The 25,948-nt window shown below is 57.4% G+C and carries 29 protein-coding genes; 12 read left to right on the top strand and 17 right to left on the bottom strand.

Translation table 11 applies throughout. The annotated features are described in order from the left end of the window. Window positions 1-48: 48 nt before the first annotated feature. Window positions 49-729: a GntR family transcriptional regulator gene (locus tag GGQ73_RS04700; RefSeq protein WP_183894331.1), complete on the bottom strand. Its 681-nt coding sequence runs from the start codon at window positions 727-729 to the stop codon at window positions 49-51. 162 nt (window positions 730-891) lie between these two features. Here GGQ73_RS04700 and GGQ73_RS04695 point away from each other — a divergent pair, with 162 nt between their 5' ends. Further along, complete coding sequence (locus tag GGQ73_RS04695; protein ID WP_174152285.1) at window positions 892-1,581, top strand: HAD family hydrolase; 690 nt, start codon at window positions 892-894, stop codon at window positions 1,579-1,581. Between the two features lie 138 nt (window positions 1,582-1,719). On the opposite strand, the gene GGQ73_RS04690 is transcribed toward GGQ73_RS04695, so the two are convergent. Further along, a complete protein-coding gene (locus GGQ73_RS04690; protein ID WP_178111499.1) occupies window positions 1,720-2,274 on the bottom strand; it encodes a PilZ domain-containing protein in 555 nt (184 codons plus the stop codon). 229 nt (window positions 2,275-2,503) lie between these two features. Here GGQ73_RS04690 and thrC point away from each other — a divergent pair, with 229 nt between their 5' ends. The 4 genes from thrC (at window position 2,504) to GGQ73_RS04670 (ending at window position 8,771) form a co-directional block, all read left to right on the top strand. Further along, window positions 2,504-3,904 carry a threonine synthase gene (gene thrC / locus GGQ73_RS04685; RefSeq protein WP_183894328.1) on the top strand — a complete coding sequence of 467 codons (1,401 nt, stop codon included), beginning with the start codon at window positions 2,504-2,506 and terminating at the stop codon, window positions 3,902-3,904. Between the two features lie 16 nt (window positions 3,905-3,920). Continuing rightward, on the top strand, window positions 3,921-5,216 hold the full coding sequence (locus GGQ73_RS04680; RefSeq protein ID WP_183894326.1) for a M16 family metallopeptidase: 1,296 nt from the start codon (window positions 3,921-3,923) through the stop codon (window positions 5,214-5,216). A 47-nt stretch (window positions 5,217-5,263) separates the two neighbouring features. Further along, entirely contained in the window at window positions 5,264-5,854 is a 591-nt protein-coding gene (locus GGQ73_RS04675; RefSeq protein ID WP_174152282.1) for a GNAT family N-acetyltransferase, read from the top strand. A gap of 73 nt (window positions 5,855-5,927) precedes the next feature. Then, window positions 5,928-8,771 carry an EAL domain-containing protein gene (locus tag GGQ73_RS04670; RefSeq protein WP_412762953.1) on the top strand — a complete coding sequence of 948 codons (2,844 nt, stop codon included), beginning with the start codon at window positions 5,928-5,930 and terminating at the stop codon, window positions 8,769-8,771. Here the strand turns inward: GGQ73_RS04670 and GGQ73_RS04665 are convergent. From GGQ73_RS04665 to GGQ73_RS04655, 3 genes are all read right to left on the bottom strand, one after another. Then, window positions 8,750-9,895 (bottom strand): zinc-binding metallopeptidase family protein, encoded by a 1,146-nt coding sequence (locus tag GGQ73_RS04665; protein ID WP_183894324.1) that lies wholly within the window; start codon window positions 9,893-9,895, stop codon window positions 8,750-8,752. The genes GGQ73_RS04670 and GGQ73_RS04665 overlap by 22 nt on opposite strands. Window positions 9,896-10,056: 161 nt before the next feature. Further along, entirely contained in the window at window positions 10,057-10,248 is a 192-nt protein-coding gene (locus tag GGQ73_RS04660; RefSeq protein WP_174152280.1) for a CsbD family protein, read from the bottom strand. A 95-nt stretch (window positions 10,249-10,343) separates the two neighbouring features. Then, complete coding sequence (locus GGQ73_RS04655; protein WP_174152279.1) at window positions 10,344-10,949, bottom strand: YqgE/AlgH family protein; 606 nt, start codon at window positions 10,947-10,949, stop codon at window positions 10,344-10,346. A gap of 160 nt (window positions 10,950-11,109) precedes the next feature. Between GGQ73_RS04655 and GGQ73_RS04650 the strand changes: the two genes are divergently transcribed. The 6 genes from GGQ73_RS04650 (at window position 11,110) to GGQ73_RS04630 (ending at window position 15,380) form a co-directional block, all read left to right on the top strand. Continuing rightward, window positions 11,110-11,958, top strand: coding sequence for a protein-disulfide reductase DsbD domain-containing protein (locus tag GGQ73_RS04650; protein ID WP_183894322.1), 849 nt, complete (start codon window positions 11,110-11,112; stop codon window positions 11,956-11,958). A 78-nt stretch (window positions 11,959-12,036) separates the two neighbouring features. Further along, a complete protein-coding gene (locus GGQ73_RS04645) occupies window positions 12,037-12,522 on the top strand; it encodes a peroxiredoxin (protein ID WP_174152277.1) in 486 nt (161 codons plus the stop codon). A gap of 207 nt (window positions 12,523-12,729) precedes the next feature. Next, window positions 12,730-12,852: a hypothetical protein gene (locus GGQ73_RS23150; protein WP_268842294.1), complete on the top strand. Its 123-nt coding sequence runs from the start codon at window positions 12,730-12,732 to the stop codon at window positions 12,850-12,852. After that, on the top strand, window positions 12,849-13,592 hold the full coding sequence (locus tag GGQ73_RS04640) for a metal ABC transporter ATP-binding protein (protein ID WP_234910883.1): 744 nt from the start codon (window positions 12,849-12,851) through the stop codon (window positions 13,590-13,592). The genes GGQ73_RS23150 and GGQ73_RS04640 overlap by 4 nt, the downstream gene beginning before the upstream one ends. Next, window positions 13,589-14,461 (top strand): metal ABC transporter permease, encoded by an 873-nt coding sequence (locus GGQ73_RS04635; RefSeq protein ID WP_183894318.1) that lies wholly within the window; start codon window positions 13,589-13,591, stop codon window positions 14,459-14,461. Before GGQ73_RS04640 ends, GGQ73_RS04635 begins: the two co-directional genes overlap by 4 nt. 19 nt (window positions 14,462-14,480) lie before the next feature. Further along, window positions 14,481-15,380: a metal ABC transporter solute-binding protein, Zn/Mn family gene (locus GGQ73_RS04630; protein WP_183894316.1), complete on the top strand. Its 900-nt coding sequence runs from the start codon at window positions 14,481-14,483 to the stop codon at window positions 15,378-15,380. A gap of 65 nt (window positions 15,381-15,445) precedes the next feature. Here the strand turns inward: GGQ73_RS04630 and GGQ73_RS04625 are convergent, their stop codons facing one another. The 12 genes from GGQ73_RS04625 to coxB form a co-directional block, all read right to left on the bottom strand. After that, the gene (locus tag GGQ73_RS04625; RefSeq protein WP_183894314.1) at window positions 15,446-15,754 is read right to left on the bottom strand and encodes a Dabb family protein; all 309 of its coding nucleotides are present in this window, start codon (window positions 15,752-15,754) and stop codon (window positions 15,446-15,448) included. 119 nt (window positions 15,755-15,873) lie between these two features. Next, the gene (gene rnhA / locus GGQ73_RS04620; RefSeq protein ID WP_174152273.1) at window positions 15,874-16,314 is read right to left on the bottom strand and encodes a ribonuclease HI; all 441 of its coding nucleotides are present in this window, start codon (window positions 16,312-16,314) and stop codon (window positions 15,874-15,876) included. Further along, window positions 16,311-17,279, bottom strand: coding sequence for a homoserine kinase (locus tag GGQ73_RS04615; protein ID WP_183894312.1), 969 nt, complete (start codon window positions 17,277-17,279; stop codon window positions 16,311-16,313). Before GGQ73_RS04615 ends, rnhA begins: the two co-directional genes overlap by 4 nt. A 38-nt stretch (window positions 17,280-17,317) precedes the next feature. Then, window positions 17,318-18,364, bottom strand: coding sequence for a 4-hydroxy-3-methylbut-2-enyl diphosphate reductase (gene ispH, locus GGQ73_RS04610; protein ID WP_174152271.1), 1,047 nt, complete (start codon window positions 18,362-18,364; stop codon window positions 17,318-17,320). A gap of 26 nt (window positions 18,365-18,390) precedes the next feature. After that, a complete protein-coding gene (locus GGQ73_RS04605; protein WP_183894310.1) occupies window positions 18,391-19,167 on the bottom strand; it encodes an SURF1 family protein in 777 nt (258 codons plus the stop codon). Next, window positions 19,136-19,522: a DUF983 domain-containing protein gene (locus GGQ73_RS04600; protein ID WP_174152269.1), complete on the bottom strand. Its 387-nt coding sequence runs from the start codon at window positions 19,520-19,522 to the stop codon at window positions 19,136-19,138. The genes GGQ73_RS04605 and GGQ73_RS04600 overlap by 32 nt, the downstream gene beginning before the upstream one ends. A gap of 85 nt (window positions 19,523-19,607) precedes the next feature. Then, window positions 19,608-20,483 carry a cytochrome c oxidase subunit 3 gene (locus tag GGQ73_RS04595; protein WP_174152268.1) on the bottom strand — a complete coding sequence of 292 codons (876 nt, stop codon included), beginning with the start codon at window positions 20,481-20,483 and terminating at the stop codon, window positions 19,608-19,610. Between the two features lie 107 nt (window positions 20,484-20,590). Next, entirely contained in the window at window positions 20,591-21,187 is a 597-nt protein-coding gene (locus GGQ73_RS04590) for a cytochrome c oxidase assembly protein (RefSeq protein WP_412762949.1), read from the bottom strand. 33 nt (window positions 21,188-21,220) lie between these two features. Next, the gene (locus GGQ73_RS23145; RefSeq protein WP_268842293.1) at window positions 21,221-21,352 is read right to left on the bottom strand and encodes a hypothetical protein; all 132 of its coding nucleotides are present in this window, start codon (window positions 21,350-21,352) and stop codon (window positions 21,221-21,223) included. Beyond that, window positions 21,352-22,305, bottom strand: coding sequence for a heme o synthase (locus GGQ73_RS04585; RefSeq protein WP_174152316.1), 954 nt, complete (start codon window positions 22,303-22,305; stop codon window positions 21,352-21,354). Before GGQ73_RS04585 ends, GGQ73_RS23145 begins: the two co-directional genes overlap by 1 nt. A gap of 119 nt (window positions 22,306-22,424) precedes the next feature. After that, on the bottom strand, window positions 22,425-24,119 hold the full coding sequence (gene ctaD, locus GGQ73_RS04580) for a cytochrome c oxidase subunit I (protein WP_183894307.1): 1,695 nt from the start codon (window positions 24,117-24,119) through the stop codon (window positions 22,425-22,427). Between the two features lie 17 nt (window positions 24,120-24,136). After that, window positions 24,137-25,033: a cytochrome c oxidase subunit II gene (gene coxB, locus GGQ73_RS04575; protein WP_174152265.1), complete on the bottom strand. Its 897-nt coding sequence runs from the start codon at window positions 25,031-25,033 to the stop codon at window positions 24,137-24,139. A gap of 314 nt (window positions 25,034-25,347) precedes the next feature. Here coxB and GGQ73_RS04570 point away from each other — a divergent pair, with 314 nt between their 5' ends. After that, window positions 25,348-25,896 (top strand): invasion associated locus B family protein, encoded by a 549-nt coding sequence (locus GGQ73_RS04570; RefSeq protein ID WP_183894304.1) that lies wholly within the window; start codon window positions 25,348-25,350, stop codon window positions 25,894-25,896. The last annotated feature ends 52 nt before the right edge of the window (window positions 25,897-25,948 follow it).

The following is a 25,948-nucleotide window of genomic DNA, read 5'->3' as shown; positions in this document are numbered from 1 at the left end:
AAATCTTTCAAAATCAAATCGATAGGGTGATTTTAAATTATCTATAATTTATCCGACAATCGCAAAAGCGTCGCGGGTCGATCCCGTTGGCGTGCGGATCGCCGTTCGGCCGATCCACTGAACGTGCCCGTCCAGAATGCGGGTTGCCTCTTCCGCCCGGTTGCCGCGCAGGGCGTCAATAATGGCGCGGTGGTCCGTGTCGGTCCGTCGCTCCCACCCCGCCCGCCAAGCGGAAAACAGAAAGCGGGCGCTTGCGGCGTGGAGACCATCGATGGTGTCCATCAATCTCGGCATGTTGCAGGGTGCGGTAATGAGCCGGTGAAAACGGCGGTTGGCCTCCTCCCATTGCCGGACATCCATCGCTCTGTCGCCAGCCAGTGTCGCCGCTTCAGCCTCATCCAGGATAGCGGTCGTCAGGTTGGGAATGGCGTGGCGAAGCGCCAGCACTTCCAGTGCCGCCCGCATCTCGGCCACCTCCTGAACATCGCCCAAACCGAAATCCGCAACCCTTACACCACGGCGCGGAATACTGACGGCAAGTCCTTGCGCTTCCAGACGGCGAAACGCCTCGCGCACGGGCACATGCGAGGCACCGAATTCCTCGGCGACATGATCCTGTCGCAACCGCTCTCCTGGCGCCAGCTCGCCGCGCACAATGCGGTCCGCCAATCTGCGGCTGATCTTAGCGGCGATGGTGTCTTCGGGTTTCATCTTCGGAGTTTTGGCCATAATGTGACATAAAGTGCGGCTTGAGACTTGTCGAGCAAGGCACAGCGCGTGCAAAGCTCGTGTGCAGTGGCATCGGTTGAGCTTACAAGCCATTTGGTCTAAAAGCGCCCCAACAATCCGATAACGATCCTTTCCTTCATATCCAATCGCTAAGGAGAGCCCATGAGCGGCTTTGACCTCATCATTTTCGACTGTGACGGCGTTCTCGTCGATTCCGAAATCATCGCGGCCCAAGTCGAATCGCGCCTGCTGACAGACGCGGGCTACCCTATTTCGACCGAGGAAATGGGTGAGCGCTTTTCCGGCATGACGTGGAAGAACATTCTGCTGGAAGTGGAACGCGAAGCCAGCATTCCGCTGTCCGCCTCTCTTCTGGAGAAATCCGAGAAGCTTCTGGATGCACGGCTCGAGCGCGACGTGAAGGTCATCGAGGGTGTGAAGACAGCGCTTTCGCGCCTGACGCTGCCACGCTGCATATGCTCCAATTCCTCCAGCGCCCGGCTGGACATGATGCTGACCAAGGTCGGCCTCAAGCCATATTTCGAAGGTCATATCTATTCCGCCAAGGATCTGGGTGCCGATCGCGTCAAGCCGAAGCCCGACATCTTCCTGCATGGCGCACAGCAGTTCAACATCTCGCCGGACCGCGTGGTTGTGGTGGAAGACTCCGTGCACGGCATCACCGGCGCCAGAGCGGCGGGCATGCGCGTCATCGGCTTCACCGGCGCCTCGCACACCTACCCCAGCCACGCAGACCGGCTGACGGATGCCGGTGCAGAGACAGTGATTGCCCGCATGCAGGACCTGCCTGCAACGATCGAAGCGCTGTCCGAGTGGGCTGGCGTGGCGTGAACAGACGTGTGACCTGTGAGAGAGGTTTTGCCGCAGCGCTCGCTTCCGGGAAAGCGGAAAAGGCGGCAAGGCCGGATGATTAAGACGCTGCGCAAAGCCGCAGGGCTTTAGACACCAACCAACCTTCTCTGAGAAAACTTAACCGCGCCGACCTTTTTTCGAACCGGCCTGTGCACCGCCTTCATCGAATGAGATGAACACGTTCGTCTGGCGCGATGCACCGCCCGGGGCGTTGGGAATGGCGACGTTCGGGTTGTTGAAAATGAATTGCGTGCCAGCGTCACCGGCTGGAAGGTCGACCGGGAAGTTGGTGACCTGCGAAAAGATCTCGCCGTCGCCGTCCTTCACCGTCACGCGGATCGGGAGGGTGATGCGGCCCGGCTTGGAAAGCGGGCCGGGAACGAGGCGGCCCTGGGCGAGAACATTGACCGTCAGCGTAGCCTCGCTCATGCTGCAAGAGCGGGTCGTGTCGGACAGCGAGGCCTGGTAGACGAGCTTGGATGCATCGTCCTTTGCGCCGCCCGCGTAGACGCGGCGAACGGCGGTGCCGTCGAGAATGGTGATGGTGGGGCAATTGGCCTGGACGACGGGCGCCACCGCTTGAGCTGCCGGTGGATTCACCGACATCGAATCCGACGGATTGGAAGAGTTGCAACCTGCAAGCACCGCTAGCAGCGATATCGTAGCGGACAAACGCAAAATATTCCCTGTCACTCTGTTCAACCCTTCAAAAACTATCCCGATACAGGACCAGAGAACCCATTTATTGGCCTTTCGTGCCTGTCGGCGATGGTCTATAGCAGCGGCGCTGGAAAAAATCGATTGGTTGCGTTCGGATTTGCTGGAATTTTGCAAATTGCTTTTGGAACCCTCCAATTTCGAGTTTCCGACGGATAGGCTGCTGACGACAAGGGACACTCTCGTGGAATATGTATCGACCAGGGGCAGCGCCCCATCGCTGGGTTTTTCCGACGCGCTATTGGCGGGTCTGGCGCGTGATGGCGGATTGTACGTTCCCCGCAAATGGCCGACGATGTCGAAAAAGGAAATCCGGGCGCTTCGCGGAAAATCCTATCAGGAGGTCGCCTTCGAGGTTCTCTACCGCTTCACCGGCGGCGAGATTCCGGCAGAGACGTTCCGTTCCATGATCGATGACGCCTACGCCACGTTTCGGCATCCTGCTGTCGTCCCTTTGGTGCAGACCGGGCCGAACTCCTTTATTCTCGAACTTTTTCACGGCACCACCCTCGCCTTCAAGGACGTGGCGATGCAGCTCATCGCCCGGTTGATGGATTATACGCTGACGCAGCGCAATGAACGCGCGACCATTGTCGGCGCGACCTCTGGTGATACCGGCGGTGCCGCCATCGACGCTTTTGCGGGCCGTGAGCGGACCGACATCTTCATCCTCTTTCCGCATGGCAAGGTATCGCCGGTGCAGCAGCGCCAGATGACCAGTTCCACGGCGTCCAATGTGCATGCCGTTGCCGTCCACGGCAATTTCGATGATTGCCAGAACCTCGTCAAAGACATGTTCAACGATGTAAAGTTCCGCGATAGCGTCAAGCTTTCGGGCGTGAACTCCATCAACTGGGCGCGCATCATGGCGCAGGTGGTCTATTACTTTACCGCGTCGCTTTCGCTGGGTGGACCGGACCGCAAGGTATCGTTTACGGTTCCGACCGGCAATTTCGGCGACATTTTCGCGGGCTACGTCGCCAAGCAGATGGGCCTGCCGATCGACAAGCTGGTGATTGCGACCAATGACAACGACATTCTGGCGCGTACGCTGAAGACGGGCCGCTATGAGATGCGCGGCGTGCACGCAACGACATCTCCTTCAATGGACATTCAGATTTCGTCCAACTTCGAACGCCTTCTGTTTGAAGCCTATGATCGCGATGCCAGCGCCGTCAAACGCTCCATGGACGGCTTGAAGCAATCGGGCGCTTTCGAGATTTCCGATAAGGCGATGAAGATGATCAAGCGTGATTTCCGCGCCGGTCGGGCCACGGAAAAGCAGGTTGCGGCGACGATCAGAGACACGCTGGCCGAGACGGGTTACCTGTTGGACCCGCACACGGCATCCGCTGTCTTCGTTGCGAAAAAGCACGAAAAATCAAGCACTCCTATGGTGACATTGGCCACTGCGCATCCAGCGAAATTTCCGGCCGCTGTAAAATCTGCTTGCGAAATCGATCCTGCCCTTCCAGTATGGCTTGCTGATCTGATGAACCGGGAGGAGCGTTTCGACATTCTGGATGCTGAGCTGAACGCCGTGGAAACTTTCATCGGCAAGCACGCTCGTGCCAAGAGTGAGTGACGCGGAAAGACGTGATATGAGTGTAAATGTAACCCGGCTTTCGTCCGGGTTGACCGTTGTTACGGAAAAAATGCCGCATTTGGAAAGCGTTGCGCTCGGAGTGTGGATCAAGTCCGGTTCCCGCAACGAGACCGATGACGAGCATGGCATCGCGCATCTGCTTGAGCACATGGCATTCAAGGGCACCGCGCGGCGTACAGCCAGGCAGATCGCCGAGCAGATCGAAAATGTCGGTGGCGAGGTCAATGCTGCGACATCGACAGAGACGACATCCTATTATGCCCGCGTTCTGAAAGACCATGTTCCACTCGCCGTCGATATCCTTGCCGATATCCTGACGGAATCCGCTTTCGATGAGGCGGAGCTGGAACGGGAAAAAAACGTTATTCTGCAGGAAATCGGGGCCGCCACAGACACGCCCGACGACGTGCTGTTCGACAATTTTTCCGGCGTCGCCTATCGCGATCAAACCATTGGCCGACCCATTCTGGGCACGCCCAATACCGTGCAGTCCTTCACGACTGGTCAGATCCGCCATTATCTCGCCCGCAATTATACGACTGACCGTATCTTCGTGGTGGCTGCGGGTGCGGTGGATCATGATCGTTTCGTCAAGCAGGTCGAGGAGCGTTTCGCTGGCCTGCCACAGATGCCAGCCGCAACGCCGGTCATGGAGCAAGCCATCTACACCGGTGGCGAGATCCGTGAGACACGCGATTTGATGGATGCTCAGGTGCTTCTCGGTTTCGAGGGCAAGGCCTACCACGCACGCGACTTCTACTGTTCGCAGATCCTCGCCAATATTCTCGGCGGCGGCATGTCTTCGCGGCTTTTCCAGGAAGTGCGTGAATATCGCGGCCTTTGCTATTCGGTCTATGCGTTCCATTGGGGCTTTTCCGATACCGGCATCTTCGGGATTCACGCCGCTACCGGCAGTAGCGACCTGCCGGAACTGGTTCCCGTGATTATCGACGAACTTCGCAAATCATCGCAGACCATTCATCAGGAAGAAATCGATCGTGCCCGGGCGCAGATCCGAGCCCAGCTTTTGATGGGTCAGGAAAGCCCTGCGGCGCGCGCCGGACAGATCGCAAGGCAGATGATGCTCTACGGCAGGCCTATTCCGAATGACGAAATGATGCAGCGCCTGGGGGATATCACGACCGGACGATTGACCGATCTTGCAGGACGTCTGTTTTTCGATACAGTTCCGACGTTATCCGCCATCGGCCCGTTGGAAAACCTCTTGCCGCTTTCGGATATCACGGCAGAGCTTTCCGCAACGCCGTCCATCAAAATGGCAAACGGCTAACGCCTAGCGGCAAGTATCCGTGGCAAGTGGATGAGGTCTGACCTTACATGCTGCGTTTCCTTTCCCGCAACAGCGATACACCGGAACTTCGCAATGCCGATTATCTGCTGAGATTGCCGCGCTATTCTGATTACCGACAATGGTATCAGTTGCGTTCGGAAAGCCGACAGTTCCTGCAACCATGGGAGCCGACATGGCGCAGCGATGAGTTGACAGAAAGTTCCTACCGGGTGCGTGTAACGCGAAATTCCCAGGAGTTTTCCTCGGGAATGGCGGTGTCTCTTCTTCTGTTCAATAGCCAGCAAGTGCTTCTCGGCGGTATCACCATTGGCCATATCCGCCGGGGTGCGGCGCAAAGCTGCATGATCGGATACTGGATGGGACAGCCATATGCAGCCCAAGGCCATATGTCTGCCGCATTAAAGCTGGTAATACCCTATATCTTCAACGGACTTCAGTTGCACCGTATTGAGGCAGCCTGTATTCCAGAGAACTTCAAAAGCATACGGCTGCTTGAAAACGCCGGGTTTCAGCAGGAAGGTCTCTTGCGGGAATATCTGAAAATAAACGGCGAGTGGCGGGACCACCTCATGTTCTCCCTCATCACCGACAAGCAAAATCCCGGCGGGACGCAGTAGATTGATGAGATATATAAGCCTTGCGTCGCGCCTCGTTGGACGTTTTGTGGCCGCAGCGCGCTTTTTGCCCCTGATGCTTGTCTGCGTGTTTTTTGCCGCACAAGCCCACGCCTTCGAGCCCGTGAAAATCTCCCGCGACGACACCGCACTGGACCTGACCGCGACGACCGATATCCATGCCAATCAGGGAGAGGCCTTCCAGGTCTCCACCGCTCCCGGCCCGGACGGCATTCGACGGCGCATCGAGGTGCGGGCCTCTTCGCCCACACATCAGGGCGACTGGGCGGTCTTTGCACTTGCCAACGTGTCCGAAGAGCAGTTGGAACGCGTGATTGTCGCGCCGCATTTCCGTCTGGTAAATTCCAAGCTTTTCTGGCCCGATCTCGGTTCGCAACGCATCATCGCGATCACTCCAAGCGAAGGCTTTGCGCTGGACCGGCAGCCGAGCCCTGACGCCGATGTGTTTCGCATCACACTGAACCCCGGCGCCGTCATCACCTTCGTGGCGGAACTTTCCACGCCGCAATTGCCGCAAATCTATCTGTGGGAACCGGAAGCCTACAAGGACACAATCAACGCTTTCACGCTGTATCGCGGCATCGTCCTTGGGATTGCCGGTCTTCTCGCCGTTCTCCTCACCATTCTCTTCGTTGTCAGAGGCACCTCCGTTCTGCCCGCATCGGCAGCACTGTCCTGGGCGGTTCTTGCCTATATCTGCGTGGATTTTGGCTTTCTGGAAAAGCTGATTACCGTGACGTCCAGCGACGTGCGAATATGGCGCGCGGGTGCCGAGGTGGCGCTCGCTTCCAGTTTCGTGGTCTTCCTGTTTACCTATCTGAACCTGAACCGATGGCACGCGCATCTGGGTTATGCGACATTTGCGTGGATCATCGGGCTCGGTGCGCTGTTTGGCGTCGCCATTTATGATCCTTCCATAGCGTCGGGCATTGCCCGGCTTTCCTTTGCGCTCACGGCGACCGCAGGGCTGGTGCTGATCATCTATCTCGGATTCAACCGTTATGACCGTGCCATTTTGCTGGTGCCATCCTGGGCCCTCATTCTGGTCTGGCTGTTTGGAAGCTGGCTGACGGTCACTGGGCAACTGGACAACGACATTGTACAACCTGCCCTTGGCGGTGGACTTGTGCTGATCGTGCTCTTGATCGGCTTTACCGTTATTCAGCATGCCTTTGCGGGCAGCGCTTACCAGCAGGGCCTGTTTTCGGATCTAGAGCGGCAATCGCTTGCGTTGACCGGAAGCGGTGACACCGTTTGGGACTGGGACGTAACGCGTGACCGTATCGTCACAACGCCCGATGTTTCTGTCAGGCTCGGACTGAACCCCGGCACCATGCATGGTGCTGCACGAAACTGGATTCCGCGTCTGCATCCCGATGACCGCGACCGCTTCAAGGCGACGCTCGACGTCCTGCTTGATCATCGCAAGGGACGCCTCAACCACGAATTCCGCATCCGGGCCGAAGACGGGCATTTCCACTGGCTGCAAATTCGCGCGCGACCCGTGCTGGGCTCAAACGGCGAAATCATCCGTTGCGTCGGGACCATCACCGATATTACCGAACAGAAGAACTCCATCGAGCGGCTGTTGCAGGATGCGTTGAGCGACAATCTGACCGGTCTTCCAAACCGTCAGGTCTTTCTCGACCGCCTGCAATCGGTGCTCAACCTCGCGCCGGAAGGCGAAACCGTTCGCCCGACGGTGATGGCCATCGATATTGACCGTTACAAGCTGGTCAACGACACGCTGGGCATTGCCGCTGGTGACAATATTCTGATCGCGCTGACCCGCCGTCTGCGACGTCTGCTGAAACCACAGGATACGCTCGCACGTCTTTCTGGCGACGAGTTCGGTCTCATTCTGGTGTCGGAGCGCGACCCGCAGCGTGTTGCTGATTTTGCCGAGGCGGTGAACAAGGCCATCATGGTCCCGATCAACTTCGCCAATCGCGAAATCGTCTTGACCGCATCCATCGGCCTGGTGTCATGGATCGACCAGCAGGAGAATGCCGCCGGTCTTTTGAGCGACGCAGAGCTTGCCATGTACCGGGCCAAGCGCGCTGGTGGCAACCGGGTCGAGCCCTTTCGTCCCGCTTTCCGGACGTCCGGCACCGACCGCTTGCAAATGGAGAGCGATCTGCGCCGTGCGATCGAGCGCAAGGAACTGTCGCTCGCCTACCAGCCGATCATCAAGCTCGACAATGGCGATCTGGCCGGTTTTGAGGCGCTGATGCGCTGGGAGCACCCCAAGCGCGGCGCCATACCGCCAAGCGAATTCATCCCGATAGCCGAGGCTTCGGGGCTTATCGAACCCTTGGGTATGTTTGCGCTGGAGCGCGCGGCGAATGATCTGATGGACTGGCAGCATGCCATCGACAAGCTGCCGATCTTCATATCGGTGAATATTTCCAGCGCCCAGCTTTTGAACAACGAACTCTACAATGATGTCCGCAGCATGTTGCAGCGGACCCGCTGCAACCCTAAACAGCTGAAGCTGGAGTTGACCGAATCCATCGTCATGGAGAACCCTGAACAGGCGCGGCTGGTGCTGGCGAAGCTGAAGGAAACGGGCCTCAGCCTCGCTCTTGATGATTTCGGCACGGGTTACTCGTCGCTTGCCTATCTCACGCGTTTTCCGTTCGACACGATCAAGCTGGACAAGGCGTTGGTCGCCAACACCAGCGACAAGCGAAATGTGCTGCTGCGCTCCATCATCGCCATGGCGCGTGCTCTGGACATGCAGGTGGTTGCCGAGGGTATAGAGACACCTGAGGACGCCGCAGAGCTTGCCCGCATGAACTGTCATTACGGGCAAAGCTTCCTGTTTGGCACGCCGGATACGCCGGATGCGGCGCTTCGGCTTTTGAAAGAGCGCTATCAGGTTGTGAAAAGAGCCTGATTTTGGTCGGCTGGCTGCTGTGGCGGCTGGGCTTGTGAGTGTATCTCGTTCTGCTGCTGTGCCGGGATTTGTCCGTGCAGAAGCTGGTGCATGAATTCGAGTTTATCGACCACTGCTGGCGTCAGCACGAACGGGTACAGATCCGCCTCTCCCATGCTGCGCTGCATGGAATTGAGGGCGACACTCAATGGTATCCACGCGCTGACCAGCTGTTTGGCACTGCGGGCACGATAGGGATCGAAGCTGACATCGGCCTCCAGCTCTTCATGTCCTTCCGGCTCGATGGCGATACCAAAGGCATGCGCTGTTTCCAGCGTATCGACGATATGCAGGTAATGCGCAAAGCATTCCGCAAAATCTTCCCACGGATGAACCGAAGCATAGGAACTGATGAAGCTTTGCTGCCAGCCGAGCTGCGGGCCCTGATCATAGTTCCGCTTCAGGGCTTCGCCGTAGTCGGCGCGGTCATCTCCGAACACCGCACGGCACGCATCCAGCCTGTCGGCATCGCGCACCAGCTTGTTCCAGATGAAGTGGCCGACCTCGTGGCGGAAATGGCCGAGCATGGTGCGGTATGGCTCGTTCATATTGCTTTTGATCTGCTCACGCGTCGCATCGTCCGATTCTGCGGCGCGGATGGCGATCAGCCCCTCGTCGTGGCCGGTCATGGCCGGAATGATCGAACCGTCAGCCGCAACCTCATCCACAAGAAAGTCAAAGACGAGACCACCTTGCGGATCGACGTCGCGGTTGGGATGCGGCAGACCGAGACGCAGCATGGAATAAAACAGGTGGCGCTGCGCCTGGCTCAACCGACGCCACTGCTCCACGCCCTCTTCTTTCGAGACGTCCGGCACCAGCCTGTTATGGCTGCAAGCGGGACAAAAATTGCTGTTGCTTTCCGCAGGCACGGACCAATTGCAGATGTCGTTCACCTCATTGGCGCAAAACCGGATCTGGCGCGCGGGATTTGCCACCAAAGACCAGTTTGGATCGCCGGCAGGCTCGATCGCCTCCATGGTGAGTGTCTGAGGTACAAAAACCAGACGATGCCCGCAGTTGACGCAGGAACGATTGTCGAAATGGACAACCTGCCCACAGGCCGCGCATGAGAATAGCTGCATTTCCTGCTCCTAAAAAATACTGAGCCGGAGGCCTCCCAATTGAGGTCACAGGACAGTTCAGTGTTGCGAACGGTTTGATAGAGATGAAAAAGCGCACGTGTCGGCAACAACACATGCGCTTCGAGGTTTATGGCCGACGATAACGTCAACCCGTCAAATGGTTAGGCCCGGTCAACTGCGCCCTTTACGGCGTCCTTGGCTTTACCGGTCGTGGACTGAATCTTGCCCTTTGTTTCCTGCGCTGCGCCTTCAGCTTCCAGACGGTCGTTGTCTGTTGCAGAGCCAATGCCCTGCTTTACCTTGCCAGCGATTTCATTGGCCTTGCCAGCGACTTTATCAGACATGCTACCCATGATGCTTCTCCCTAGTTTTTAAACCAGACTTGGTGCTGGCAACCGGTGTAAAAACGTCATCAGTTAAATTTTAGTTCCGCTAAATTTTAAATTCCTCAAGCATGCCCCGCTTGCGCCGAGAGCATTCTAGGATCGACGCCAAGAAGCCCCAGTGCGCGTTCGTATTTGTTGTCCAGCGTTCGATCAAAGATCAGCTCTTCGGACGCAGGGCAGTTCAACCACCCATTGCTGGCCATTTCGTTTTCCAACTGACCAGCACCCCAACCCGCATACCCCAACAACATGGTGGCCCGGTCCGGCCCCTGCCCGCTGGAAATGGCGCGCACGATATCCAGGGTCGATGTCAAGGAGATATCATCACTGACGGGAATGCTGGACTCGCTGCTGTAGTCATCCGAGTGCAGGACAAAGCCGCGACCTGCTTCCACAGGACCGCCGCATTGAACGGGAAAATCGCGGGTCTGGGTGGGCAGCATGATGGCGTCGGTCTGGTTCATCATCTTCAAATGCAGAAGCAGGTCGGTGAAGGTGATCTGCTGGCTCCGATTGATGATGAAGCCCATGGCACCCGCATCGGAGTGCGCGCAGATATAGACAACGGAACGCTCGAAAGCCCCACCCTCCAGCCCCGGCATTGCGATGAGAAAGTGGCCATCCAGAAAGCCTCTTTCTCTCTTGTTCAAAAGGGTCGAAAACGTCACCAGGGCCTCCGGTCTGCCGTACTCTGGCGCGACACCCGTACGGCATAATGGTTGGTCATGGCGTCAGGATGCGGCATCAAGGACAATCAATCAACCGAAAATGATGAACGGGTGAAAATCGTAACTTGGCCCCCGGCGCGGGTTAGGCTAGACCGAAAATATGAACGCCAAAGACTTTTTTATCACGCGCGCATCGCTGCTCGCATTTGCTCTCCTCGTGGCAGCGCCTTTCACTCCAAGACTGGCCCACGCCGAGACGACGGAGTGGGCGCAGAGCGAGGGCGGACGCATGCGCGTGATCAGCTTGCCTGTCAGTGCCGATGGCCGCATCGAAGCGGTTTTGCAGATCGATCTCAAGCCCGGTTGGATTACCTATTGGCGTGAGCCGGGTGAATCGGGCATTCCGCCGAAGATCACGCTCGACAAGACAAGCGAAGCAAGTTTGACTTCCTTGTCCTTTCCTGTGCCGAAGCTGATCAGGAACGACGAAATCGAAGATATCGGTTACGATACTTCGGTGTCCCTGCCGTTCGTGCTGCAATCCCAACCCGGCTCAAACAGCGAAAAGGCACGATTGACAGCCTTTATCGGCGTATGCCTCAACATTTGCATCCCGTTCGAGGCAAGTTTCGAAATCGACAAGGGCGCGGAAAAGACGGCGGTACAGCAAGAGACGGATGCGATCGCTGCGGCAAAAGCAACCTTGCCCGCACCTCCATCGGATGAGTTCAAAGTCGAGAATTTTCACATCACGCCTGACAAGACATTGCTTGGCGTGGACCTGCGCTTGCCGGAAAATTCGCCCAAGGAAACCGACATTTTTGTCGCCGGACCGTCGGGCTACGCCTATTTCGAGCCGCAGAACATGGTCCGTGACAAGCGCAAGCTGTCCTTTTACATGAACATCAAAGGTCTGCCGAAATCCTACAACCCGCGGGGGCAGCGCTGGATGATTCTGGTCAAATCCGGCGATCAGGTCATGGAAGCACCGCTCGAATTTCCGCGATGATAAACGCCAAAAATCAGTGGCGACTTTATAAAATCATCCTCTATAGTCGCGCCGGATCATTGCCACAGGAGCGATATTATGACCATCAAAATCGGCGACAAACTCCCCTCCGCGACATTTAAGGAAAAGACGGCCGACGGCCCTGTCGATACCACCACTGACGCCCTTTTCGGCGGCAAGAAGGTGGTTGTCTTTGCCGTTCCCGGCGCGTTTACCCCCACTTGCTCTCTCAACCACCTGCCAGGCTATCTCGAAAACCGTGATGCCATTCTGGCCCGGGGCGTGGACGATATTGCCGTTGTCGCCGTCAACGACTGGCACGTCATGGGCGCATGGGCCGAGTCGTCGGGTGGACAGGGGAAAATTCACTTTCTGGCAGATTGGGATGCCGCCTTCACTAAGGCACTCGGCCTTGACGCCGACCTGTCTGCGGGCAGCCTCGGTGTGCGCTCCAAGCGCTACTCCATGTTGGTCGAGGACGGTGTTGTAAAGTCTCTCAACGTGGAAGAAAATCCGGGTCAGGCGACTGTTTCATCCGCTGCGACGATGATCGAACAGCTTTAGTTCGATTTTCACTGCTATCCTCGGGCTTGGCCCGAGGATTTTCTGACTGCCCTTGGACGTCCCAAGCGGTTGATCCTGGCCAGCAGGCATGGCCGCATCGGCCAAAATCCCCCATACAGTCCCATCCATGCCACTCAAAACAGGCCTTTCTTCCGCCGCAATTGTTATATCATTACAGTAATTGTATAACATTATTGTGAGCACCCCATGCTGCATTCCTTTTCTCCCCGCCGCCTGTTGCAACAATCCGCAGCGGCAAGGCTTCTCGTCGCATTCGTCATCCTCGTTCCCCTATGGTTGGCCATCCAATGGGCGGTCCTGCTGTCATGACCGGCGCTGCAGTGCTGACGATCGACAACCTGACGGTGGCCTATAACCGTCATCCGGCAGTGCATCACGTCTCCGGCAGTTTCAACGCAGGCAGCCTGACAGCGATCGCGGGGCCAAATGGGGCTGGGAAATCCACGCTGCTAAAGGCCATCATCGGCGATCTCAAAGCATCTGAGGGCAGCATCATGCACACTTTGAAACGCGCGGAATTCGGCTATTTGCCGCAGGCAGCGGATATCAATCGGCGCTTTCCGATTTCAGTGTCGGAAACGGTGCTTCTGGGTTCCTGGAAAACCGCTGGCGCTTTCGGCACCATGGGCAAGGCCGATGAAGTGCGGGCACAGGACGCATTGGCCACAGTGGGACTGGCGGGTTTCGAGAACCGGTCGATCAGTGCATTGTCTGCCGGTCAGTTCCAGCGTGTTCTCTTCGCCAGGCTGTTGCTGCAAGATGCAAGCGTCATTCTTCTGGACGAACCCTTCACAGCCATCGATGCGCGCACGACCCGTGACCTTCTTGATATCGTTAGCCGCTGGCATGGCGAAGGCCGCACCGTTGTTGCTGTGCTGCATGATTTTGAGCAGGTCCGTTCGCATTTTCCGGAAACGCTGCTGATCGCGCGCGAACTGATCGCGTGGGGACCGACCCAGCAGGTCATGTCACCGATCAACCTCATGCGCGCCCGAACCATGTCCGAACGTTGGGACGATAACAGCGTTGTCTGCGAGCCCGCAGCATGACGGCTTACGATATCTTCCTCGCCCCGTTTCAGGACTACGGCTTCATGCGACGGGCGCTCATCGCCTGCTTTTGCCTTGCCGCCGGTGCCAGTCCCATGGGTGTTTTCTTGATGTTGAGGCGGATGAGCCTGATGGGCGACGCGCTCAGCCACGCTATTTTGCCGGGAGCAGCCATTGGATATCTCATCGCAGGATCACTCTCCCTGACAGCCATGGGCCTCGGTGGACTGGTTGCTGGCCTATCCGTTGCCCTGCTTTCCGGCCTAGTCAGCCGCATCACGCCGCTACAGGAAGATGCGAGCTTTGCGAGTTTTTATCTGGCATCCCTGGCTCTGGGCGTTTTGATCGTTTCCCTGCACGGGTCGAATGTCGATCTTCTGCATGTTCTGTTCGGCACGATCCTTGCGATAGATGCGCCTGCTCTCTATCAGATTGGCGCCATCACATCGCTGACGCTAATCGTTCTCGCCGTCATCTACCGCCCTTTGGTCACCGAATGTTTCGACCCCGGCTTCCTCAGAGCTGTGGGCGGGCGCGGGCCTCTATACCACGTCGTGTTCCTCGTGCTGGTCGTCATCAATCTGGTGGCGAGCTTTCAGGCACTGGGCACACTGATGGCCGTGGGGCTGATGATGCTGCCGGCAGCCATCGCGCAATTATGGACGCGTAGCCTGCCCGCCATGTTGATCCTTGCAGCGGTGAGTGCTGCCATCTCGGGCTATCTCGGCCTCGTCGTATCCTACCATTTCGAGCTCGCCTCCGGGCCGACCATCATCATGGCCGCAACCTGCCTCTACGGTCTGTCCATTCTGGCAGCACCGGCTGGCGTCGCAGGCCGCTATTTCACCCGCCCGCACTTGAAGGGCTAACCCCAGGAGACCTCCCACCATGCTGTGCCGCACATATCTTCTGACTGCCGCTGCCCTACCCGCCCTCTTGGCCTTCGCCGCGCCCGTCTCTGCTGCCGAACTGAAGGCCGTCGCCTCCTTCACGGTGCTTGCCGATGTTGTGAAACAGGTGGGCGGCAAACACGTGACGGTGACGAGCCTCGTCAAGCCGGATGGCGATCCGCATGAATTCGAGCCATCGCCATCAGACGCGAAAAGCCTGAAGGCGGCAGACGTCGTTTTCGTCAGTGGCCTTGGTCTTGAAGGATGGATGGACCGCCTGATTTCCGCATCCGGTACCAAAAGTATACCAGTAACGGTATCGGACGGCATAGAAACACGCAGCATGGAAGAAGACGGCAAAACCATCACCGATCCCCACGTCTGGAACAGCCCGATCAACGTAAAGACATGGGTGAAGAACATCGAAACGAAGTTGGCCGCCGCTGATCCTGCCGATGCCCGGGACTTCAAGGCAAACGCCGACGCCTATATCAAGACGCTGGATGAGCTCGACGCCTTTGCCCATGCCAAGTTCGATCCCATCCCGGCAGATCGTCGCAAGGTCCTGACCAGCCACGACGCCTTTGGTTATTTCGGGCGCGAATACAAGGTGACGTTCCTGTCGCCACTGGGCGTCTCCACCGAAACGGAAGCGTCTGCCGGAGACGTCGCCAAGCTGATCGAGCAGATCAAGGCGGAGAATGTGAAGACTTATTTCTTTGAGAACTCCAACGACCCGCGTCTGGTCAAGCAGGTGGCCAAGGCAACCGGTGCCAAGCCGGGCGGCGAACTTTATGTGGAGGCGCTCTCGAAAGCCAATGGCCCCGCCCCGACCTATGAGAAGATGTTCCGCTACAATGTCGAACAACTGGCCTCGGCCATCAACAAATCAAGCTGAGGCCTGAATCAAGAAGAGGTGCAGAACCGTTCTGCACCTCTTCGTATCTCACAGCCGGCCTCTGCTCAGGTCGCCATATCGAACACCAGAAGACCGGCGGCGCCGCCATCCACAAGGCCCATCAACCGTTCGCCAACATCCATATGTTTGGGATGCGCCAGATATTCGTCGCGCGCTTCGATGCTGTCCAGCGTCACGGCGAATCCATCCATGAAGCCACCATTCAGGCCTTCGGATGAAACATTCTGGCCGCATTTAACGTCTGTAATGCCCGGAACGACGTCTTTCAGTGCCGTGATAGCGTCAAAGATACCCTGTTTTTCGCCCGTCGTCGTTGCCGACTTGAAGCGTATGAATACGCAATGCATGATCATGAAGTGTTCCTCGCCTATTTTGTATTTGCCAGCAGGATAGGTTCCGACGCGTGATGCGCAACCCCAAATGCGTGTGAGTGTTTAACCGAGCAAAGACCAGGGTGAATACCCAAGGTGGTCTACCGCCGCTTGAACGGCTCCATACCCTTGCGGGCGAGTTCATCGGCGCGCTCATTCTCCGGATGTCCTGCATGGCCTTTGACCCAGTGCAGGGTGACCTTGTGGCGCTCTCTCGCCAGCTCCAACGCCTGCCATAGCTCGACATTTTTCACGGGCTTGTTATCAGCAGTCTTCCAGCCTTTTTTCTTCCAGCCGAAAATCCACTTGGTAATGCCGTCCTTCACATAAGCGCTGTCTGTGTAAAGATCGACCTCGCAAGGCGCCTTCAGGGCATTCAGCGACGAAATGGCAGCCATCAGTTCCATGCGGTTGTTGGTGGTTTCAGCCTCGCCGCCGCAGAGTTCCTTTTCAGTCTCACCGTAGCGGAGCACAGCGCCCCACCCACCTGGCCCCGGATTGCCGGAGCAAGCACCATCGGTGAAGATATCGACATGCTTCATGGTTCGGTCAATCCGTACTCGGCAACATTGCCAACGGCACGGTGGAAGCGCAGTTTGCGCAGATATTCCAGTGGGTCTTTCTTGACCACAAGTGCCCCTTCCGGCGTGGTCAGCCAGTCATAAAGGCGGGTCAGGAAGAACCGCAGCGCTGATCCACGCGCCAGAAGCGGGAGCGCATCAAGCTCAGCCTGGCTCATGGGCCGCACGGACTGGTAGCCTTCCAGCAGCGCCTTGCCTTTGGTGACATTGTACGAACCGTCCTTCTCAAAGCACCACGCGTTGAGGCAGATCGATACGTCATAGGTCAGGAAATCATTGCAGGCGAAGTAGAAGTCGATCAGACCGGAGAGCTCATCGCCGAGGAAAAACACATTGTCCTGAAACAGGTCGGCGTGGATGACGCCTGTGGGCAGATCCTTCGGCCAGTGTGCCGCAAGGAACGCAAGATCAGTGCCGATTTCCTGCTGCAGACCCTTTTCGATCTCGTCGGCGCGGGCTTGCGATTTCTCCCAGAGAAGCTTCCAGCCGTCCACGGACAGTGCGTTGGGCCGCTTCAGTTCAAATCCCTCTCCGGCCAGATGCATAGCGGCGAGAGCCTTGCCAACTTCGCGGCAGTGACGCGCCTCCGGCTTGCGCAGCCACATGCCCTCCAGAAACGAGATGAGAGCCGCTGGACGGCCCGATAACTCGCCCAGCAGTTCACCATCGTGACGTGGCAGCGGCAGGGGGCAGGACAGACCCTTTGCGAAAAGATGCTGCTTCAGGCCCAGAAAAAACGGCAGATCGGATTTCTCCACACGCTTTTCATAGAGCGTGAGGATCAGCGGATCCGTGGTGGTATGGAGCAGGAAGTTGGTGTTTTCGACACCTTCGGCGATGCCCTTGTAGGAGGTTAACTCGCCGACATCATATTGCGTCAGAAATTGCTTCAGATCGTCTTCGCTGATGTCGGTGTAGACTGCCAATTGATGATCTCTTCTGCGGGAAATAGGGTGTTACAGGATCAAACCGCAGGCTTGGGTCTGGATGGCAAAGCGTCGCTTGCCGTTCCATTGACGAAAGCCATATCCTGTGTGGTCAATTCGATATCGCGCAGTTCGCGGTTGACCAGAAAATGTTCTGTTTCCTCAACCGTGACAGCCAGATCGAGCGTGGTTTCATAACGCGCCTTGAAGGCCTGAATGATCTCGTCAACGATGACTTCTGGCGCCGACGCACCCGCAGACAGCCCGACTGTCTGTACATCACCTATGTCGTCCCAATCGATTTCAGCAGCGCGCTGCACCAGCACGGAGCGCTTGGCGCCAGCGCGCAAAGCCACTTCCACCAGCCGCTTGGAGTTGGAGGAGTTCGGCGCACCGACGACGATGAACAGATCGCAACCCGGCGCTGCCTGCTTCACAGCATCCTGACGATTGGTCGTGGCGTAACAAATACTGTCTGCAGCAGGCGCCTGCATGGCCGGAAACCGTTCCTGAAGCTTGGCGATAACGCCAGCCGTATCGTCTACGGAAAGGGTCGTTTGCGTGACGAAACCCAGATTTTCCGTATCGACCGGCTGGTAACGGGCCGCGTCCTCCACGGTGTCAACCAGCGAGACCGCGCCCTCAGGCAGCTGTCCCATCGTGCCGATCACTTCCGGATGGCCTGCATGGCCGATAAGAACAACATGCCGACCGAGGCGCTGGTGGCGCATGGCCTGCTTGTGTACTTTGGACACCAGTGGGCAGGTCGCATCCAGATAAAACAGGTTCCTGGCTTGCGCGTCTTCCGGCACGGATTTCGGCACGCCATGAGCAGAAAAGACAACGGGCTGCTGGCGATGCTCGGGCGGGATTTCGTTCAACTCTTCGACGAAGATCGCACCTTTGGCTTCCAGCCCTTCCACGACGTAGCGGTTGTGGACGATCTCATGGCGAACATAGACAGGCGCTCCATAGGCCTTCAACGCCAAGACCACGATCTGGATTGCGCGGTCTACACCGGCGCAAAAGCCGCGCGGGCCGCAAAGCCTGATCGTCAGAGGCGGCTTGGAAACGGTCACGTTCATTCCTTCTCCTTCAGCCTCCCGGTCTTTCATCCACGCGAATTTCGTCTACCCCGGACATAGGCAAAACCGACCACGATGACAAGGGCGAGCGCCAAACCGTACCATGTAATCGCGTATTGGAGGTGATTATTTGGCAGATCAATCAGTGTCACGCCACCCTTGGGCCAGCCACCGGGATTGGGCGTGGCATCCGCATCCACGAAAAACGGGACGACCTGACCGAGCGGCAGACCGGCACTCCCGACCATGGCTGACAGGTCTTTCCAGTAATAGATGTTCTTTGCCATATCGTTTTCGGGGAGCAGGCTTGACGGCTTCGAACCCAGACGTGCGCGCGAAAGACCCTGGACGGTTACAACGCCGGGCACCTGGCCTGCGGCCCGTTTGGCCGGCTCTTTCATGTCATAAAGCGCGAAACCGCGATTGACGAAGATAGACCGCCCATCCGGCAGATGAAGCGGCGTGTAGATGTAATAGCCGGTCTGCCCCTGGAAGGTCGCGAAGAAATGCTGTTCCTTGGCGTGATCAAAGGTGCCGGACACTGTCACGGTCCGATATTCGATATCGCCGCCGGATGCCGCCATCGCCTCGATCTGCGCAAGCGGCGCGGCGGGAGCCTGTGTGCGCTGCTGGATGTCGGCGAGAAGTGCTTCTTTCCAGTACATGCGTTTGACCTGCCACGTGCCCAGCGCGATAAGAAGCACAAGTGCCAGAAGCACGAGGGGGGCAGCGAACCAGATACGGCGATGACTGGGCTTGATTGTCTTCTTATCAGTCACGATCAATCCGGCCCTCGCTGGCATTGTGGCGATATTGCAAAGCGATCATGATGCCTTTCATCTTCCGAAGCAGGACAAGAGACAGGGTAATCGCAAGGGGTATCCAGATCAACGCATGCAGCCAGACGGGGGGCGCAAAGCGTGCATCGAACCAGAGCGCCATACCGATGATGACAAAACCAACGATGAGCATCACGAAAACGGCTGGCCCCTCTCCCGCATCGGCAAAGGCGTAATCGAGGCCGCAGGCGCTGCACTTCGGGTTCAGCTTCAAGAAGCCTTTGAACAATCTGCCATGCCCGCACCGTGGGCAGCAGCCACGCAAACCCGTTTTGACCGGGTCCACCGGTGGATAGAACGCCTCGTCATCCTGCGTCACCGTATCGCTCCTCCTTAGAATCGTTCAATCCGCAGAAAAACAAAGGGCGGCCCGCGCCGCCCTCTGTTTCATCGATGAATTGGCTTCAACCTGCCAGAGGCGCACCCCAGCCACCCCAGACGTAGATGGCGAAGAAGAGAAACAGCCAGACAACGTCCACGAAGTGCCAGTACCAGGCGGCAGCCTCGAAGGCGAAGTGACGCTCGGGTGAGAAATCACCCTTCATGGCGCGCAGCAGGCAGATGAGCAGGAACACCGTGCCCACGAAGACGTGGAAGCCGTGGAAGCCCGTCGCCATGAAGAATGTCGCGCCGTAGATCGAGTTTTTAAAGTCGAATGGCGCGTGCATGTATTCGTAGACCTGCACGAAGGAGAAAAACGCGCCGAGTGCAACGGTCAGCGCCAATCCGTTGACGAGACCCTTGCGGTCATTGTGCAGCAGCGCATGGTGCGCCCAGGTCACGCAGGTGCCCGATAGCAGAAGAATGACCGTGTTGTAGAGCGGCAGATGCCAGGGATCGAGGACCTCGATACCCTTGGGCGGCCACTGCCCGCCGGTGAAGGCCAGACGCGACGCTTGAATGGCCTCGTGCGGATAGAGGCTGGCATCGAAATAGGCCCAGAACCATGCCACGAAGAACATGACTTCCGAAGCGATGAACATGATCATGCCGTAACGCAGATGGAGTGAGACGACAGGCGTGTGATGCCCCTCGTGCCCCTCCTTCACCGTATCGGCCCACCACGCGTACATAACGTAGAGAACCATGGCCACACCGATATAAAACAGCCATGGATTGGCCAGCTCCATTCCGAACAGGTGGAAAGACCCGCCATTCAGATAGCGAATGTAACAGACGGCGCCAAATGCCAGAAAGAACGCGCCGACCGAGGCCAGAAGCGGCCAGGGACTGGGGTCTATGATGTGATAGTCGTGTTTCTTTTGATGTGCGTCTGCCATGTGTTCGATCCCCGCAGGCTCTTCCCTGGTCTCACTCGATGCTATGACCTTTTTTAAAAAAAGATCACTTAATGCGGCACGACCGGCAAAGGTCGTACCTCCCTCTCTCAAAGTTTCGTCTCGCCAAGCGCCGTCTTGACAGGCAAGGACGCAACCGGTTTTTCCGTCTTGGCTGGATAGAATGTATAGGACAGTGTCAACGTATGGATGCCTTTGGTTTCCCGGGCCTTCACGATTTCCGGATCGATGAAGAATACCACCGGCATGTCGAGCGTCTCACCCGGCTGCAAGGTCGTTTCGGTGAAGCAGAAGCATTGGACCTTGTTGAAATAGGCACCGGCCTCCATCGGCGTGACGTTGAAGACGGCGCTGCCCGTGGTGGCGACAGGCGAACGATTGGTGGCCCTGAACATCACCTGCACTGTTTCGCCGATCCTCGGCTCCACTATTTTGTCAACTGGACGGAAATCCCAGTTCAAACCGTTGGAGGTGTTGGAATCAAACGTCACCTTCATCGTCCTGTCGAGAATGACATCCGAATATTGCTCGACGCGCTGCGTGGTACCATTATAGCCGGTGACCTGGCAAAACAGCCGGTACAGCGGAACGGATGCGTAGGCCATACCGACCATGCCGCACACGAATACGAGGCACAACACCAGGATCGAGCCGTTACTCGTTTTATTTGCGGTTGTCTCCGTCACTGCCATGTCTCCTCCCCTCCTGCCGCTCGCCGGTCAGAAACCGCCGATTTTTATGATGGTGATGATGTAGAAAAGAACAACAAGCGCAGCCAGGGCGATCCCCAAGGCGACATTGCGGCCTCGTCTGGACCTCTTTTGCGCTTCGTTGAGCTTGATCGTTTCCATTATGCCGAACCTCCCAGCAACGTCAGGAATGACGGCGCGAGATGATCGGCCAGCAAGCCAGAAAAAATCGCAAACAGGTAAAAGACGGAATAGGCAAACATCTTCTTGGCTTGGACCATGCGCTCATCGCCATCAGGCATGCGTCGAACCGAGATGGAACAGTAGATGAAGATGGCGCTGAGCACGGCGGCGAAGATGCCGTAGCCTGCACCGGCAAGCCCGGTAAAATAAGGTGCGACAGCGGCAACTGCGGTCAGCACCGCGTAGGCGATCATCTGATTCTTGGTGGAACGTTCGCCAGCGACATTCGGCATCATCGGAATGCCAACGGAACCGTAATCGCGCATCTTAAACAGAGCCAGAGCCCAGAAATGCGCCGGCGTCCAGAGAAAGATGATGAGGAACAGGATCGTGCTGTCCACCGATACACCGCCCGTGACACAGGCCCAGCCGAGCATGGGTGGAAACGCGCCCGCCGCTCCACCGATGACGATGTTTTGCGGTGTCGAGCGCTTGAGCCACATGGTGTAAACGACAGCGTAAAACACAATCGTGAAGGCCAGGAGACCGGCGGAAAACCAGTTGACGGCAAGACCAAGGATTGCGACGGAAAAAACCGAGAGCGTCAGCCCGAAGGCCAGTGCTTCCGTTGGCGCGATCCGGCCGGAGGGGATGGGACGCCGGGCTGTTCGCGTCATGACGGCGTCGATATCGGCATCATACCACATGTTCAACGCACCAGACGCGCCAGCGCCCACCGCGATGCACAGAATAGCAACGACGGCCAAGACTGGATGAATGCTGCCCGGTGCCAGAACCAGCCCTGCAAAACCGGTGAACACCACCAGGGACATGACGCGGGGCTTCAACAGTTCGAAATAATCGCGTGCGCTCGCTTCGGAAAGCCTGATGCCATCCATATCCAGCGTGTCGCGATTGTCGATAACGGTCATATTACCTGCTTTCATAGGAAACGCCGCGCATATATGCGGCGCTCCTTTTAAGTCTTTTATCTGAGCGTGAAACCCATCTCTACCATGACTGGTTGAAGGACACGCTTGGACAAAATGCCTCAGCGGATACGGGGGAGCTGTTCCCACTGGTGATACGGCGGAGGAGACGACAACTGCCATTCGAGCGTCGTCGCGCCTTCACCCCATGGATTGTCGCCTGCTACCCGCTTCTTGGCGAAGGCTTCCCAAACGCCGGCGAGGAAGATGAGAACCGCCACAGCCGAGATATACGAGCCATAAGACGATACCGCATTCCAACCTGCGTAGGCATCCGGGTAGTCGATGTAACGACGCGGCATGCCAGCAAGACCGAGGAAGTGCTGCGGGAAGAAGATGAGGTTAACGCCGACGAACATCACCCAGAAGTGAAGGTTGCCGATCTTCTGGCTGTACATGTAACCGGTGATCTTCGGGAACCAGTAGTACCAGCCCGCGAAGATTGCGAAGACGGCGCCCAGCGACAGCACGTAATGGAAGTGCGCCACGACGTAGTAGGTGTCGTGCAGAGAGCGGTCGAGACCGGCATTGGCCAGTTGCACGCCCGTCACACCACCCACCGTGAAGAGGAAGATGAAGCCGATGGCCCAGATCATCGGTGTCGAGAACGTCAGAGAACCGCCCCACATCGTTGCAATCCAGGAGAATATCTTGATCCCCGTGGGAACCGCGATGACCATGGTTGCGAAGACGAAGTAGCGCTGCGCTTCGAGTGAGAGGCCGACCGTGTACATGTGGTGCGCCCACACGATGAAGCCGACGGCGCCGATCGCCACCATGGCGTAGGCCATCCCGAGATAGCCGAAGACCGGCTTCTTGGAGAAGGTCGATACGATGTGGCTGATGATACCAAAGCCAGGCAGGATCAGGATATAGACTTCGGGGTGACCGAAGAACCAGAACAGGTGCTGGTAAAGGATCGGATCACCACCGCCCTCCGGCGAAAAGAACGCGGTGCCGAAGTTGCGGTCTGTGAGCAGCATGGTGATGCCACCGGCCAGAACAGGCAGGGACAGAAGCAGAAGAAACGCAGTGACCAGAACCGACCATGCAAAGAGCGGCATCTTGTGCAGGGTCATGCCCGGCGCGCGCATGTTCAAGATGGTGGTGATGAAATTGATCGCACCAAGGATCGACGACACACCAGCAATGTGAAGCGAAAAAATCGCCAGATCCACCGCAGGCCCCGGCATCCCGCTCGTCGAGAGCGGCGGATACATGGTCCACCCGCCACCGACACCATAAGCGCCTGCAGGTCCCTCCACGAAAAGCGAGAGAAGCAGGAGAATGAAGGCGGGCACGATCAGCCAGAAGGAGATGTTGTTGAGGCGCGGAAACGCCATGTCCGGCGCGCCGATCATGATCGGCACCATCCAGTTGGCGAAACCGCCGATCATGGCGGGCATGACCATGAAGAAGATCATGATCAGCGCATGGGCTGTTGTGAACACATTGTACATGTGCTTGCCACCATCGATAGCGGCATCGCCTTCAAAGCCGTACACCATGGCTGCGAGACCATGGAAAATCTGAATGCCCGGCTCCTGCAACTCCATGCGCATGACAACGGACAGGCCACCGCCAATGATACCGGCAATGATCGCGAAGATCAGATAGAGCGTGCCGATGTCTTTGTGGTTGGTCGAAAAAAACCAGCGCTGAGCGAAGGTCGGCGTGTGCGCATGGTGCGCGTGGTCGTCATGATGAACATCATGGGCGTGAGAGTGGTGATCGTCGTGTGCGGATGGTCCAGCCATTGTCCTCACTCCTTACCTTACTTGGTTTCGTTTTCGGCAACTTGAACGGCACTTGGCGCACCATCCATCGAAGCCATGAGCGCCCGGTTCGCACCGCTCAGATCTGAGGCGGCAGCGGTATGCCAGGTGTTGTACTGCTCTTCGGAAACCACCCGTATGGCGATTGGCATGTAAGCGTGATCCTTGCCGCAGAGCTCGGAACACTGCCCGTAATAGAGGCCTTCCTTCTCAGGCTTGAACCACGTTTCGTTCAAACGACCCGGCACAGCGTCGATCTTGACGCCGAAGGCCGGCATGGCGAAGGCGTGAATGACATCGGTCGGCGCAGATGTCACCAGCAGGCGCACGGTCTTGCCCACCGGAACGACCATTTCATTGTCCACCGCAAGAAGGCGCGGATAACGCGCAATATCGCTTTTGCCAGCGGCCGAACGGTCGGCGTCTTTCAGCAGGTAGCTGTCGAAAGCGAGCGGCTCGGCACCTTCCGCTGCGGTGTATTCATAATTCCACTGCCACTGGGTGGCGGTCGCCTTCAGTGTCAGATCCGGGTTTTCCGGCTGCGTCAATTGCGCATTGAGAAGGTTGAACGACGGGAATGCCAGGAACATCAGGATGAGGACCGGCGCCAGCGTCCAGACGATTTCAATCGCAGTGTTGTGACTGGTCTTGGATGGAACCGGATTTTTCGATGCACGGAACTTGACGGCAACGACAATCAACAATGCGAGCACGAACAGCGTGACCGGAACGATAAACCAAAGGGTATATTGTTCGAACCAGCGAATTTCATGCATGATGGGCGTTGCCGCCTCCTGCAAACCCATCTGCCACTCTTTCGGCTGATCGGCGCTGACGCCGCCAGCCGTGAGCAGACAGATACTGCCCACCAAGCTTGCGTAAATTCTGTTAGTCACGGTACCTCTCCCTCACGCGCCTGATCAAGATCAATCTCAAACGCAGAATCCATGCATATAGACTAGACTTCAAATCATAGTTTGCCTTTCGCCGCAATATCGCCTTGGTTTGCAAGCGACGCATTTTTGCCTCTCTCCTCCCCCATTTAACGCGGTTAAACTGCCCGTAAAGAGCTCGCATCCCGCAAACCGTGTTGGGAGAGGGCCACAAAGTCCTATTTTGGCCGCACTCCCTTGGAATTGAAGACGGCGGCTCTTTCCTTTCCGGTTCGGGAGGTCAAAATAGCCGCACTGATTCGAATCCTGAGGTATCCATGCGTCTGTCCCCGATTGCGCGCGCTTTATTTATCGCCGCCGGTCTTTCCATCACCCTTCCGGCAGTCGGTTCTGCCCAGCAGCAGCAACAGCCGGCACCGGGTCAGCCGCAGCAACCGGGAACGCCGAAATCGACGCATGGTGCATGGTCCGTCATCTGCGACAAGCCTGCAGGCGCATCTGAGGATCAATGTGCTCTGATGCAGAACGTGATTGCTGACGACCGGCCCGAGGTTGGGCTGTCCGTCGTCATCTTGAAGACAGCGGACCGCAAATCCCGCATCCTGCGCATTCTCGCACCCCTGGGCGTCTTGCTGAAGGACGGGATGGAACTCTACATCGACAACAACAATATCGGCCGCGCCTATTTCACACGCTGCTTCTCCGAAGGTTGCTATGTGGAAGTCGATATCGACGACGAATTGCTGAAGGTGCTGCGCGCCGGCAAGAATGCGGTTTTTGCACTACGTGAATCCGTTGATCAGGACCGCGTGGGTATTCCCATCGAGCTTGCCGGCTTTGCCGAAGGCTATGACACGCTTCCTTGACCAAACTTGCGCGCCGAGGCCTCAGCACTTAAATGCGCTGTCAACAGCAACG

It is taken from the genome of Rhizobium skierniewicense (assembly GCF_014196515.1).
GTDB lineage: Bacteria > Pseudomonadota > Alphaproteobacteria > Rhizobiales > Rhizobiaceae > Agrobacterium > Agrobacterium skierniewicense.
This window is presented reverse-complemented; position numbering and strand designations above follow the sequence as displayed.